The 12294-nt window shown below is 31.7% G+C and carries 14 protein-coding genes, 1 tRNA gene and 2 pseudogenes; 4 read left to right on the top strand and 13 right to left on the bottom strand.

The genetic code is table 11. From position 1 onward, the window contains the following. Positions 1-55: 55 nt before the first annotated feature. Together JFU23_RS22140 and JFU23_RS22135 are read right to left on the bottom strand one after the other, a co-directional pair. On the bottom strand, positions 56-1342 hold the full coding sequence (locus JFU23_RS22140) for a D-alanyl-D-alanine carboxypeptidase family protein (protein ID WP_002126097.1): 1287 nt from the start codon (positions 1340-1342) through the stop codon (positions 56-58). Positions 1343-1496: 154 nt separating this feature from the next. Further along, positions 1497-1724 carry a hypothetical protein gene (locus JFU23_RS22135; protein ID WP_085309857.1) on the bottom strand — a complete coding sequence of 76 codons (228 nt, stop codon included), beginning with the start codon at positions 1722-1724 and terminating at the stop codon, positions 1497-1499. Between the two features lie 283 nt (positions 1725-2007). On the opposite strand from JFU23_RS22135, the gene JFU23_RS22130 reads away from it, so the two are divergent. Both JFU23_RS22130 and JFU23_RS22125 read left to right on the top strand, forming a co-directional pair. After that, positions 2008-2232 carry a hypothetical protein gene (locus JFU23_RS22130; RefSeq protein ID WP_201032715.1) on the top strand — a complete coding sequence of 75 codons (225 nt, stop codon included), beginning with the start codon at positions 2008-2010 and terminating at the stop codon, positions 2230-2232. Positions 2233-2404: 172 nt separating this feature from the next. Then, positions 2405-2477 (top strand) — tRNA-Val (locus JFU23_RS22125). A gap of 554 nt (positions 2478-3031) precedes the next feature. Here the strand turns inward: JFU23_RS22125 and JFU23_RS22120 are convergent. The 3 genes and pseudogenes from JFU23_RS22120 to JFU23_RS22110 form a co-directional block, all read right to left on the bottom strand. Beyond that, positions 3032-3541: a hypothetical protein gene (locus JFU23_RS22120; protein WP_097881748.1), complete on the bottom strand. Its 510-nt coding sequence runs from the start codon at positions 3539-3541 to the stop codon at positions 3032-3034. A gap of 25 nt (positions 3542-3566) precedes the next feature. After that, the gene (locus JFU23_RS22115; RefSeq protein WP_201032714.1) at positions 3567-3728 is read right to left on the bottom strand and encodes a hypothetical protein; all 162 of its coding nucleotides are present in this window, start codon (positions 3726-3728) and stop codon (positions 3567-3569) included. A gap of 95 nt (positions 3729-3823) precedes the next feature. After that, a pseudogene (locus JFU23_RS22110) lies at positions 3824-4023 on the bottom strand (IS1595 family transposase); the annotation flags it as partial. 569 nt (positions 4024-4592) lie between these two features. On the opposite strand from JFU23_RS22110, the gene JFU23_RS22105 reads away from it, so the two are divergent. Then, on the top strand, positions 4593-4916 hold the full coding sequence (locus JFU23_RS22105) for a hypothetical protein (protein ID WP_242483547.1): 324 nt from the start codon (positions 4593-4595) through the stop codon (positions 4914-4916). On the opposite strand, the pseudogene JFU23_RS22100 reads toward JFU23_RS22105, so the two are convergent. Beyond that, positions 4865-4981 (bottom strand): annotated as a pseudogene (locus JFU23_RS22100) (IS1595 family transposase); the annotation flags it as partial. The gene JFU23_RS22105 and the pseudogene JFU23_RS22100 overlap by 52 nt on opposite strands. 117 nt (positions 4982-5098) lie before the next feature. Here JFU23_RS22100 and JFU23_RS22095 point away from each other — a divergent pair. Continuing rightward, entirely contained in the window at positions 5099-6037 is a 939-nt protein-coding gene (locus tag JFU23_RS22095; protein WP_201032712.1) for a BsuBI/PstI family type II restriction endonuclease, read from the top strand. Positions 6038-6085: 48 nt separating this feature from the next. Here JFU23_RS22095 and JFU23_RS22090 read toward each other — a convergent pair whose 3' ends face one another. The 7 genes from JFU23_RS22090 to JFU23_RS22060 all read right to left on the bottom strand — a co-directional run bounded on the left by JFU23_RS22090 (position 6086) and on the right by JFU23_RS22060 (position 11859). After that, on the bottom strand, positions 6086-7597 hold the full coding sequence (locus JFU23_RS22090) for an Eco57I restriction-modification methylase domain-containing protein (protein ID WP_097883074.1): 1512 nt from the start codon (positions 7595-7597) through the stop codon (positions 6086-6088). Between the two features lie 150 nt (positions 7598-7747). Next, complete coding sequence (locus JFU23_RS22085) at positions 7748-7903, bottom strand: hypothetical protein (protein WP_201032711.1); 156 nt, start codon at positions 7901-7903, stop codon at positions 7748-7750. Then, positions 7897-8388: an MAE_28990/MAE_18760 family HEPN-like nuclease gene (locus JFU23_RS22080; protein WP_207200015.1), complete on the bottom strand. Its 492-nt coding sequence runs from the start codon at positions 8386-8388 to the stop codon at positions 7897-7899. Before JFU23_RS22080 ends, JFU23_RS22085 begins: the two co-directional genes overlap by 7 nt. A 4-nt stretch (positions 8389-8392) precedes the next feature. Beyond that, complete coding sequence (locus tag JFU23_RS22075) at positions 8393-9505, bottom strand: DUF262 domain-containing protein (protein WP_097883080.1); 1113 nt, start codon at positions 9503-9505, stop codon at positions 8393-8395. Between the two features lie 347 nt (positions 9506-9852). Then, positions 9853-11013, bottom strand: coding sequence for a site-specific integrase (locus JFU23_RS22070; RefSeq protein ID WP_097883083.1), 1161 nt, complete (start codon positions 11011-11013; stop codon positions 9853-9855). 63 nt (positions 11014-11076) lie between these two features. Further along, positions 11077-11289: a helix-turn-helix domain-containing protein gene (locus tag JFU23_RS22065; RefSeq protein WP_097883086.1), complete on the bottom strand. Its 213-nt coding sequence runs from the start codon at positions 11287-11289 to the stop codon at positions 11077-11079. Positions 11290-11400: 111 nt separating this feature from the next. Next, positions 11401-11859, bottom strand: coding sequence for a hypothetical protein (locus JFU23_RS22060; RefSeq protein ID WP_097883089.1), 459 nt, complete (start codon positions 11857-11859; stop codon positions 11401-11403). Between the last annotated feature and the right edge of the window lie 435 nt (positions 11860-12294).

The following is a 12294-nucleotide window of genomic DNA, read 5'->3' as shown; positions in this document are numbered from 1 at the left end:
TTGAAATGCATACAAAAAAGACCGTGACAAAATCTCATCACGGTCTACTAGCAATTTATTTTTCTTCTGATTTCATCCCTTGGTTATTTCGGCGCAGCACTACATATAAAATCGCTCCAAATAATAAAATCGCACCTATTCCAACACTTATCACTTTCACATTCGATTCCTTTACTTCAGGTGCAACTGTATCTTTTTTAGGCATCGCAAAAGTAACATCTTCTTTTGAAAGAACATTTATAGTCGCAATCGTTTGATTATTCTTTATAATATCTACCGCACCAACTACTTCACCGCGATGAATTCCTTTTTGATACAAAGATTCTTTATCCACTGAATTAACCCGAAAAGCCGTTTTTATATTTTTTCCTTCATCTTTCTTTAGCATAAGCTCTGCACTTTTTTCCAGCTCAGAATCAACATCTTTATTTAAATACTTTGCCTTTTGGTGCCAACTATGTTTATCTAGTACAGTTTGCTTCGTAAATTGCCCAAAAGAATATTCCGCCATCTGCTTCAAATCTTCATAAATTTCAGGTCTTTGAGAAGCCATTACTACATTTATAATACGATTTCCATCCTTCTCATTTAATAAAACGAGCGTATTGCGTGCTTCATTCGTAAATCCTGTCTTACCACCCATGCTATATGGATTTTCAAAATAAGTAGACTTATTAAAAATAGAAACTGTTTGCGTAGATGTCGTAACCGTCGTTCTTTTCGTATTCATCGCTTGTAAAATTTCAGGATACTTTTGCACACCTCTCGTAATCATGGCCATATCATATGGCGTCGTATAATGATTTGGATCATGCAATCCATTTGGCGTTACAAAATGACTATCTTTAGCCCCTAATTGCTTCGCCCTTTCATTCATCATATTGGCGAAGTTTTCAACACTTCCTCCAATACGCTCCGCAATCGCATACGACACATCATTCGCACTCAGCACCATTAAAATCATAAGTGCAGTATTTCTATTAATAGTCTCACCAGGGTGAAACTCAATTTGATAATTACTCTTCTCTTGATCTAATGCTAATTGTGAAAACGTAAATTGATCCTCTGGCTTCGTATGCTCCATCAGTAAAATCGCCGTTAACACTTTCGTCATACTAGCAGGGAACGCACGATGATGTGCATTTTTGTCGTACAACATATCTCCTGTTTTCGCATCAATCGTAGTCGCAAACTGACTAAAAACATTCGGCCCTTCCGCAGGTGGAGGTGCCACTTGCTCCGGATTTACTCCAATATTCGTCTCAGCATATAACGTCATAGGTGTCAAAAAAAATAAACAAATAACCATAACAAAAACCGAAATTTTCTTAAAATTTACCATATGACTCTCCCTTTTCCCTTTACTTTCACATTCTATAAAATACCTCTACCAACCTATATGTAATTTGTATTAATTTGGAAGAATATTCACTTTTTTTACTATATCACACTTTTACGATTAGGAACATAAATATACAACAAAAAATAAGAAGGAATTACTCTTTCTTATCCTTCTCATCAATCAACGAATCTATTAACTTTTGTCCAGCTTCTTCGGGCGTAATCTCGTCCGTCATACCCATAAACGACCAACCTTTAGAATCGACCCACTCAACGAACTCTTGTAAAAACTCATCATGCGTCACATCCACATCAAGAATCGAACCATCAATCGAAATCGTTCTATTTCTAGACACATGCATCTTAAACGTTTTTCTTACCATTACAATTATTCTCCCTCTACTCCTGAATATTTATAAATATCTGGTACTTCTTTTATACATGATTTCTTGAAAATTGTAAAAAGGATATATTGGCCAATTTGCATATTAAAAATGAAAATCTCTTATTATATAACCCTCACACTACATTCATTTAGTCATAAATTACGGAATACATCCATATAAAAAAACAAACCAACTTATATTCTATCACACTAAATACACTTGACTTTAGTACAATCAAATGGAATATATTAGAAAACACCTTAAAATGAGGAGGAACTCCATGGCGCGTTGTACATATTGTAAAACGAAGTGGAAAGTAAAAGATGTATGGTCGATACTCGTGACATTTGAAAAAGATTGTCCGTATTGCTTCGGAAGGCAATATCTATCAAAGAAAACATTGAACGCTATGCCAGAACTTATAAGCTTATCTTTACACTTCTTATCCCCTTTTCTTGTTGACTTAAGCGATGAAGGTCCTTTGGATTGGTATCGGAAATCATAACAAGTCATCATCTTCTACGTATTAAAAATAAAAACATACATTATAATATAAATTCTAAAATAAACCTTTTTTCCATTACACATCTAATATAAAATATTGTAAAATTTCAGTTAATTATATATAATTGCTTTAGCAGATTTATTAAAGATGCTATTAGATAAGCATTTTTGAAGATCCCGTAGCTCAGCAGGGAGAGCGCCACCTTGACAGGGTGGAGGTCGCTGGTTCGAAGCCAGTCGGGATCATATGAGAAACCCCTTGAATATCAAGGGGTTTTCTTTATGTAGCAAACTTTTGTCTCTTTTTGAAAGATAAACTTTTTGCTGGTTGGTCAAGATTTGGTCAATAACTGTTTCATTTGGTCAACGTCATCCTTCATGTATTTTACAATGTGGCTGTGTTAAATAGTATCATTGATATTGATAAACAAAAAAGGAGCATTAAGGCTACGCATACTTTATTGTCTCGTTATTCGTTGAATGTCTGTTTCTACAGTATACACTCGTCTGTTTAAAACTCATGTCTTGTCATCAACATGTTCTTTAATTTTTTCTTTATAAGTAACAAGGATTTCAATAAAATTCTTTTACAATTGGTTTTGACCTTCTTTTATTTCTGTTAAATCTGTCCGCAAATGGTTCTGACCTTCTTTCGCTTCTGTCATGTCCTTTCGCATCTCTTTTAACTCGTCAAGAAGTTATTTTAACATTTCTTCCATTCCCCATTCCTTCAAGTTCTTTTTCATACATAATCCCCAAATTTCGTTGTATTTTTGTTCCGAATTAACTAACCCTACATCTTAATTTTTGGGAGCTGATTTAATTAAATCAATTTGCTTTGTAACGTACTTTTTCTCATCCCAAGTATATTGAAGTTTTAAGTATCCAATATAACCGCCTTGTACACTATCATCTCGTACAACATAGGCAGGAACAGTTGCGAACAATTTTCCATTTTTAATATTATATTCAATTAACTCAATTGCAAAGAATCGGTTTCGTGGATTTATATAATCATACTTGAAAATATCAATTGTATGCTTCTTTTCACCTATATAAATATTAACAAGATTATCATTTTTTATCGTCATTTTTATAGGTTCTGCTTTAGCTTCATAAAATCTACTATATGGGTCATGTATTTGATTGAGAATATGGAGGTCTTTTAGGGGATTACCAAGACCGGCCTGATCATTATTTAACACAACGATAACGCCTTCTAATGAGTCGCCATTTATATCTTCTTTATAAAGTGCAGGGGCATATTTCCCGTGATACCATTTCGGAAAATAGTATACAGATTTCTCCATATCTTCAATCTATACCATGAAATTTTCATAATCCATCCAGCTTTTTTTCTGCTATTAAGTAAATATTTTGATGCCAAACTTTCGATGGAATACTCAAAAAGACTACTCTTTCACTTGCGTAAGCCTTCTCAAGATTCAAACTTATCATCAATACTATAAAAGCAATCACAAATATATTTTTGCACATTGGCACACCCCTTTTTACTTAGGTTTTCCAAATGGAAATAATAAAATCATAAGTAAAAAGTCGGTTTTATTTGTTCACTTCATATAGAAGACAAACTAAACATTAAATTTTGAAAGACGTAAGCTATCATAAGTGTCCATCATTTCAAATACAAACGATACTATAAGGAATTCTTTAATATTTTACTTTCGTTGCCTCGACTATCTACAAATAGGAACCAAGCGAGGTCATTATCAAGATATTTTATAGCCATACCTTTAAAACGGTATATCCATTATTTCATACGAGAATTTAACAGCCTGAATGTTCCGAAAACAAAAAATCATAATTTCTATTGCATAATTTTAACCACCTATGGTACTTTAATACTGAAGACTATCTGCAACGTCGCAGGCAAAATTAGGAGGGGTCATTTTGAAATACTCATAAAAAAAACAAAAAAATAAATCATAATTTCTATTGCATAATTTTAACCACCTATGGTACTTTAATACCGAAGACTACCTGCAACGTCGCAGACAAAATTAGAGGGGTCATTTTGAAATACTCATAAAAAAACAAAAAAATAAATCATAATTTCTATTGCATAATTTTAACCACCTATGGTACTTTAATACCGAAGACTATCTGCAACGTCGCAGACAAAATTAGGAGGGATCATTTTGAAATACTCATAAAAAAACAAAAAAATAAATCATAATTTCTATTGCATAATTTTAACCACATGTGGTACTTTAATACTGAAGACTACCTGCAACGTCGCAGACGAAATTAGGAGGGGTCGTTTTGAAATACTCATTAATTATTGATACAGTGAAATCACTTCTTGAAGAATTAGCTTTCCCACAAAAAAGCATTACTGATATGACAGCTATTTGTGTCCTAGCCTTATCAGATACAAAAACTCGCGAGAATCTTATTAAAGGGAAAAATTGCTTAGCAGATGGAGCAAGAATTACAGATATATTAAGGTTTGCGGAGAATGATTTAGGAAAAAGTTATGCGGAAAATACTCGTGAAACAATTCGAAAACATAGTTTAAAATACCTTGTCGATAATGGAATGGTGTTAGTTAATGCCGACGATCCAAATCGTCCGACTAACTCTGGATTAACCAATTACACCCTTTCAAATAACTTTGTACTTTCATTGCTTCGACTATCTACAAATAGGAACCAAGCGAGGTAACTATCAAGATATTTTGTAGCCACACCTTTAAAACGATCTATCCATTGTTTCATATATGAATTTAAAAATCCTAATATTTTTAAGGCTGAATATTAATTTCTATTGCATAATTTTAACCACATGTGATATTCTATAACTAAAAACCACCTGCGACGCCGCAGGTGGAATAAGGAGGAGTCATTTTGAAATACTCATTAACTATTGATACAGTGAAATCACTTCTTGAAGAATTAGCTTTCCCACAAAAAAGCATTACTGATATGACAGCTATTTGTGTCCTAGCCTTATCAGATACAAAAACTCGCGAGAATCTTATTAAAGGGAAAAATTGCTTAGCAGATGGAGCAAGAATTACAGATATATTAAGGTTTGCGGAGAATGATTTAGGAAAAAGTTATGCGGAAAATACTCGTGAAACAATTCGAAAACATAGTTTAAAATACCTTGTCGATAATGGAATGGTGTTAGTTAATGCCGACGATCCAAATCGTCCGACTAACTCTGGATTAACCAATTACACCCTTTCAGATAAATTTGAGAAGCTTCTAACAGCATTCCAAAAGGATTCAATGGAATTTAGCCAATTAAAAGGAGAGTTTATTAATATTGAGCTTTCAAATAGAAGGGCTGAACTCAACTCATTAAAAAGACAAGATATTCAGGTTTCTATACCAGGTACAGGCGCAACTCTTACGTTATCACCTGGCGAACATAATGTAATTGAAAAGTTTATTGTAGAGGAATTATTTAAATTAGAATATAAAAACCCTCACCTGGTCTACATTGGCGATACAAAAGACAAGAATAAATTTAATGAACCTGAGCTATGTACACATATAAAGCTTACAATTGATGACCACGCAAAATTACCTGATGTGGTAGGATTTGACGCTGATACAAATACCGTTATTGTTTACGAAGCCGTAGCTTCATCTGGTCCAGTTGATACTTTACGAAAAAAAGAGCTGATTAATCTTTTTAAAGATTGTCCCTTCAATATTAAATTTCACACTGTATTTTTAACTTCTAAGCTGTATCAACGCTATTCTTCTGTAATTGCAGAAGGAACAGTAGTGTATATAATAGAATCTAAACAAAAAATTTCTTATGAAACATATTAGAGAATGAAAAGAAAAAGGGACTCAGTTTTTAAAACTGAAGTCCCCATTTTATTCAAATAAAACTTTATTAATGATTGCATCTATTTCTTCTTGATGTGGTAGTTCAAAATCATAAGTTTCCCCTAAAATTTCTAGATCTTCAACAGCTGGATATTTTAATGACTTTAAATCAGAAACATTTACCTGTGTATTACCGCTAAATGTCCTAAAATAAAAATCAACTAACGAAGAGTTTAAGTAAAGAGATAATCCCTTAGCTAAATTTCTGTTTATTAATCCTTCATTCTTTATATGGTAGTAATTAACCTTATTATCAAATGCAATATTAACTTTACCTATCAATGCACTATCGTACACAGCGGCTACAATTCTTTTTCTTTCTTCTTTTGAGCTCATTCTTTTTACAAGAACATAAATACCTGGTGGTCTTAACCTCTTAATGTTACTTTCATCTTCAATTAAGTATCCAGGCTTCTTTCCCTCAATGGGCCATTGAACTATTCCATTCTTAAAATTCTCAGGATAAATTACAGGGAGCGCCCACAGAGTATTTTCACATGACAATAAGCCTTCCTTTTCTCTAAAATCAACAATCGGTCCTGTAGAAACACTGATATTTAAATCTTCCAACTTACAAGGGAGAGAGTGCATTCTACTCACAACTTCCGTGTCATCTTCCCTTATAATCCGAATTACTTTTTCTGTATCCGTCGGAAAAATAACATCGTCAAATCTCTTTTTTGTTTTGCGTATTTCTGAAAAGTCATCATTAATGCTCTCTGTAATATAAATATTATCTGACAAATGCTGTTTTTTTCTTGCTAGCAGCATTATCAGAGTTTCCTGGAGAACATCATCATAGAATATATCCTTTCTAGATTCAAAAAGATGCAACTTTTCTAACCTGACATTGTTTATCATATCATTCCTAAATGCTTTAAAATATTGTCCATTACAAAAACTACGGGGAACAATACATACCAATTGTGCATTTTTCTCCAATAAGCGATATGATAAGGCCACAAAAGCTGCATAGTAATTTGGAACATCAATGCCTACTTCTAAAGTCAAAGTCTTATGCCAGGAATCCGTATTTAATTTTTTATAAGGCGGATTAAGTATAATAAAATCGAATTTTTTAGAAGTTTTATCCACTTTCAATTCACTTACTGAACTTTCAATAAAATCTTCATTTTTAATTATGATTTCTAATTGAATATCATTTTCACTACATAATTCACTACATAATTCCATATTTCTTCTTAAATCTGGGAATAAAGTTTTATCTATTTCATAGAGTAGCACGTTTATTTTTTTCGGCTTGTGCTCCCATGTGCATATATAAGCTATAAAAGAAGCTGTTAGATTTCCCACACCAGCACCAGCATCCAGAAAATTAATAACAGTTTTTTTTATTGGTTTAAACATTGAACTCATAAAATATGCCACTTGCATTGGAGTAAAAAACTGCTCATTTAAATCCTTATTAATATCTTCTATCCTTCTATTTGTTGTGTCACTTGACTTCTCATTAATATCCCTTAAAAAATCTAACATCATTCAGATACCTCCATAAGTAACATTATATATTATTTAATACTCCCTTTGAATTATTCATATCCTGTAAAATTCAAAAAGGATTGAACAAATACTCCTTTGTTCAATCCTTTTCCTTTAAATTATTTCTTTTAAACAGCATGATTTTTCATACTATACTTTTAAATATTCCTTTTCCTCAGCTGCTTCAATTACTTGGTTTTTAAAACTTTCCATTATAGACAGCACCTGATCATATACTTCTGCAAAATTATATTCTGTATCTTTATAACTTTCACCGTGGACTATTTCATGTCTATATTTTAACATCTCATTATCAATATAATTTTTTTAGTTTCATAGATATTCTGTAACCCTATACTCTTTAATATCTCATCAAACAATTCGAAACTCAAATTGGAATCGGTATTAATTATTCTCTTAAAAGGTTTATCATCATATTTGATATAAAACACTTCTTCCTGAAGACTCTCTAATTTGGATAAAAATTGAGTATGGACTGAGTTTTTCGGGGAATTTCCACTTAATATAACATCTTTTTTAACCTTAAATGCTAAAAAATTCCCCTTTAAGTCTTTATTTTTAATTTTTTGAGTACAAATGTAGACGACATAATAGTTTGCTACACTTCGTATAAATCCTTCCCAATGAGCACATAATAACGCAATCCCACTTCGAACAAGAGTTTTTTTTGAAAGAGCTACATTATTCTTCTCTATGGCCATTTTCAATTGCAATAACTCCATTTTTCTCCAAGAAAAATCTTTATCGATTCTTTCTTCCAAATTTTCCAAATCTCTAATCTTCATTTTTAAATAATTCCCTTGATAACATAGTTAATTCCTGGAATCTTGCAATTGGTCTTCTTCCACGCAGAGTAGCATGTTCAAATTTACTGTCATATGGTATTTGCTTAATCAATTCTATTAATTGTTCCTTATTCTCCCATGGATCTTTACTTTCACTCAATCCAGTTACAAGCGACTCATACAAACTAAGTGAAAATCCGCCTTCAGAATTTTCCTTATCTCTATTATATTTTTTGAAAGCTTTATCTCCTAAAGTTTCATTCAATAACTCTATTGCCTTTATAAATTCTTCAGAATATTGTTCTAAGTTAGCTATATTTAGCTCCATCATATTAATCAATTCTTCTGTTAAATAAATACCAATATCCTGTTGTAAATTTATTTCTTCTAAATTTGCAGAACGAGCTATAATATATCTCACTATTAATTCTTTATCAAACTGCTCTTCCAAACTTTTCGCAGTTAAACATGTTATTGATTTAAATATTGCATTCTCTGCAAGGGTATTTACAGTTTCGAAGTATTTTGGATTAACCATAAGCATTAAACAATTTCTAATTTCTTGATCTGTAAGTTTAGAATTGTTCGTATTTAATCTTTGGAACATTTCATACTTTGCTTTTGGGTTTGCTGTACTATCAATTATAATAAAATCCAACTTACTTCTTTTAATCTTCCTTCTTAAATCAGCACTCAGACTATTAGTCGTATCATCTTTGTTATCCCACCATTTTCCTTCTAATGAAGGTAAAAACTTGGTTTTAGTCATTTGACTAGGTTCATATAGTTCTTCCTGTTGATTTCTTTTCTTTAGAATCCCCATAAACTCTAGTATTGTGCTAATCCTTTGAAGGCCATCGATTACATCCCATTTACCCGAAGCTTCTTGTGCTACAAAAATAGGTGGAATAGGAATTCCTAAAATAATCGATTCTATTAAGTCTGACTTTTGGTTTATATTCCATCTAAAGTATCTTTGATATTCCGGGAATATTTCAATATCTCCCTCGTTGTATAAATTAGCTATTTCTCCAATAGACATCCTATAAGCATCAGTTTTAATTTCATTGATACTAGCTGCAATTTCATTTTCTAGACTCATGATTATCACTCCAATATGTTGAATACTATTATTATCCCAAAAATATGTATATTTTTATATAAAAATATTTTTACAGCGAATATTTTATTAATTCCTACAATTAATAGTGATATAAACAAACTACTTAAGAAAATGATTTCACTTATGTTATTTAGAGAATGTTTATGGTTATTCTAATCCTCTTAACTACACCGATATAACTTTCTCTTAACAATATCAGTGTAGTTAAGAATAACCAATAACTATAACATGTTAAATTGAATAAAAAACCGCGCCTACAGTTCATCCCTATTAATCCTAAACAACATACTATCCCTGACGTTGGTACAAAATTAATTATACGATTTTTAGTCTAAATTAATTTCTATATTATCCTTATCCCCCTCATCAAACAACATCTTTCCAAATTGGATTGCTGTATCTTTCTGCATACTCGGCAATAGGTGACTATATGTATCCAATGTAATCCTAACATCAGCATGTCCCAACCGTTCCGATACAATTTTAGGATTTACTCCCTGTAATAACAACAATGTCGCATGAGTATGTCTCATATCGTGAAATCGAATTTTAGGGATATCTGCTTTTTTAATGATAGATTTAAAGACTCTACGAATATTACTTTTATGAGTAGGTGTACCAAATTCTGTACATACTACTAAATCTAAATTCTTATAAGAACGATTTTTTTCTCTTTCTCCTCTTATAAGTAGCCAATGCTTTTTTAAGGCTGTAACCGTTTCTTCTGGTAAATCAATTGTCCGTGAACCTGATTTTGTTTTTGTATAAGGCAATAGGTCTTTTCCATCACTACTAAGCGTTTGAGTAATACGTACACAGCCATTTTCAAAATCTACATCTTTCCAACGAAGTCCCAATATTTCTCCTTGTCTCATTCCTGTTGTTAAGGCTAGTAAAAATGCTATATAGTATCTTCCGCTCTTTTTGGCATACTTCAAGAACTGCCTTACCTCTTCTACATTCCATACTGTTATCTCTTTCTTTACTGCTTTTGGCCGATCTACAAGAGCAGCAGGGTTACGAGCTATTAATCCCCATCTTTCAGCTTTTTTCAATGAATCGTTAATTAACGTATGTACTTTTTGAATATTTTCATCCGATAAAACCTTTTCTTTCGTTAGTTTGTTATATAACCCTTGTATAATTATCGGATTGAGTTTTGTTAATTCCACATCTCCTATTGCTGGAATGATGTGTTTTTCAACAACCCATCTATATGTATTTAGAGTTTGCTTCTTTACCTTCGTCATTTTATCTTCTAAAAATCGCTCTGACAAATACTCTTTATATAGAATTTTATTTGGCTGTATGTATGTTCCCAATGTTAGTGATTGTTCTAACTCTAGCATCGCTTTCTGAGCTTCTTGTTTTGTTTTAAATCCCCTCTTTTTAAATTGCCTTGGTTTGCCGTCTTCTTTTTTTCCATGTGTTAAAATAAAATACCATTTCTTTGTATTTTGATCTTTCTTTACTGTTCTGCCTGCCATTATCTTCATCCTCCTAAATATACAAATTAAAAAGCAGCGACAATTCCATCGCTGCTTGAAAAATTAATAACTATTTCCCGTGTACTCTTCCATTTTCATGTTTACTTTAGAAAGCACATATTGCTGGATACATACTTTAGGAATTCGATACAATTTTCCAACTTTAAATGATCTAACTTTTCCTGATTGTAATAATTCGTATGCTTTGTTTCGCCCAATGTTTAGCATTTCCATTAAATCTTCTACGTTTACAACATCATCGTAATTCTCAAACATAGCCAATCACCTCTTTTCTTAGCGCTCAAACTTATAATATATATCTAGAAAATCTATCTTTACTTAAATGTTTATGGGAAATTAAATGTAATTATCTTTCGTTATTTGATGTTAAAAAACTTTATTCAATATATTTTCGGAAGCAGATTTATTCCTCATTTTCTTTCTAAAATCCCCTAAATGTATAACCTTGATGTCACCATTCGGATCATTTTTCTCTATAAATTTTCTTAGTTTCTTTGAATTCCCATAATATAACCATAATTTATTTTCGGTATGAACTGCTTGTAATTTAGCAATTGATCTTTTACGCAAACCTCCATCAATTGATATTGCCCACTCAATATCTCCCAACTCATTCATCCATATCACGTCAATATAACCACTTTTGTTCATAGCATAAGTTTCTAGTTTCATCCTTGCTCCTTCATATCCAAATTTCCTCCCTAACCCAATCACATAATTACATAACTTTCTATTCAATTCATCACTGTTTTTCACATCTTTTAACAGTACATTTATTCGTTTAAGCACCATATTTTTAATATATAAAACATCAATCGTATTCAAATTAATCACCTCGTCGTATTCTATAGCTTGCTCCAAATAAAAAAGAGATGTTCTTTCTACAAAGCGTAGAAATCATCTCTTTATCACTCTCATTATTGTGCAACTTTCAAAGGATTTTTTCTAACCATTGTAATCCTTTATTCGTCCACTATAACGTTACACTATTTGTTTTAACAATTTTATCTGTTCCGTCCATCCCATATTCCCTCGTTTTACAAGAAATTAAAAACAACGACTATTTTCCCCCGTTTATTTACCCAAAGATATTCATTTTTTTGCTTATATTCTTCTATCTGAAATTGCACTTTAGTAAGGACATACTCTAGTAATTCGTAAACCCTGTTTCTTTCTATATCTAACATTTCTATTTTCTTTTCAACAGTAACTACATCATCATAATTTTAAAACATATGTTACCCCTACCCCCTTTCTTAA

The sequence above is a fragment of the Bacillus sp. TH50 genome, assembly GCF_016650565.1.
GTDB lineage: Bacteria > Bacillota > Bacilli > Bacillales > Bacillaceae_G > Bacillus_A > Bacillus_A mycoides.
Note: the sequence above shows the minus strand (reverse complement) of the source record. Positions and strands in the feature narration are given on the sequence as shown.

Coding starts and splice junctions, on each gene's coding strand:
- JFU23_RS22140 (WP_002126097.1), bottom strand. CDS start 1,342: ATGGTAAATTTTAAGAAAATTTCGGTTTTTGTTATGGTTATTTGTTTA.
- JFU23_RS22135 (WP_085309857.1), bottom strand. CDS start 1,724: ATGGTAAGAAAAACGTTTAAGATGCATGTGTCTAGAAATAGAACGATT.
- JFU23_RS22130 (WP_201032715.1), top strand. CDS start 2,008: ATGGCGCGTTGTACATATTGTAAAACGAAGTGGAAAGTAAAAGATGTA.
- JFU23_RS22120 (WP_097881748.1), bottom strand. CDS start 3,541: ATGGAGAAATCTGTATACTATTTTCCGAAATGGTATCACGGGAAATAT.
- JFU23_RS22115 (WP_201032714.1), bottom strand. CDS start 3,728: ATGTGCAAAAATATATTTGTGATTGCTTTTATAGTATTGATGATAAGT.
- JFU23_RS22105 (WP_242483547.1), top strand. CDS start 4,593: ATGACAGCTATTTGTGTCCTAGCCTTATCAGATACAAAAACTCGCGAG.
- JFU23_RS22090 (WP_097883074.1), bottom strand. CDS start 7,597: ATGATGTTAGATTTTTTAAGGGATATTAATGAGAAGTCAAGTGACACA.
- JFU23_RS22085 (WP_201032711.1), bottom strand. CDS start 7,903: ATGTTAAAATATAGACATGAAATAGTCCACGGTGAAAGTTATAAAGAT.
- JFU23_RS22075 (WP_097883080.1), bottom strand. CDS start 9,505: ATGAGTCTAGAAAATGAAATTGCAGCTAGTATCAATGAAATTAAAACT.
- JFU23_RS22070 (WP_097883083.1), bottom strand. CDS start 11,013: ATGGCAGGCAGAACAGTAAAGAAAGATCAAAATACAAAGAAATGGTAT.
- JFU23_RS22065 (WP_097883086.1), bottom strand. CDS start 11,289: ATGTTTGAGAATTACGATGATGTTGTAAACGTAGAAGATTTAATGGAA.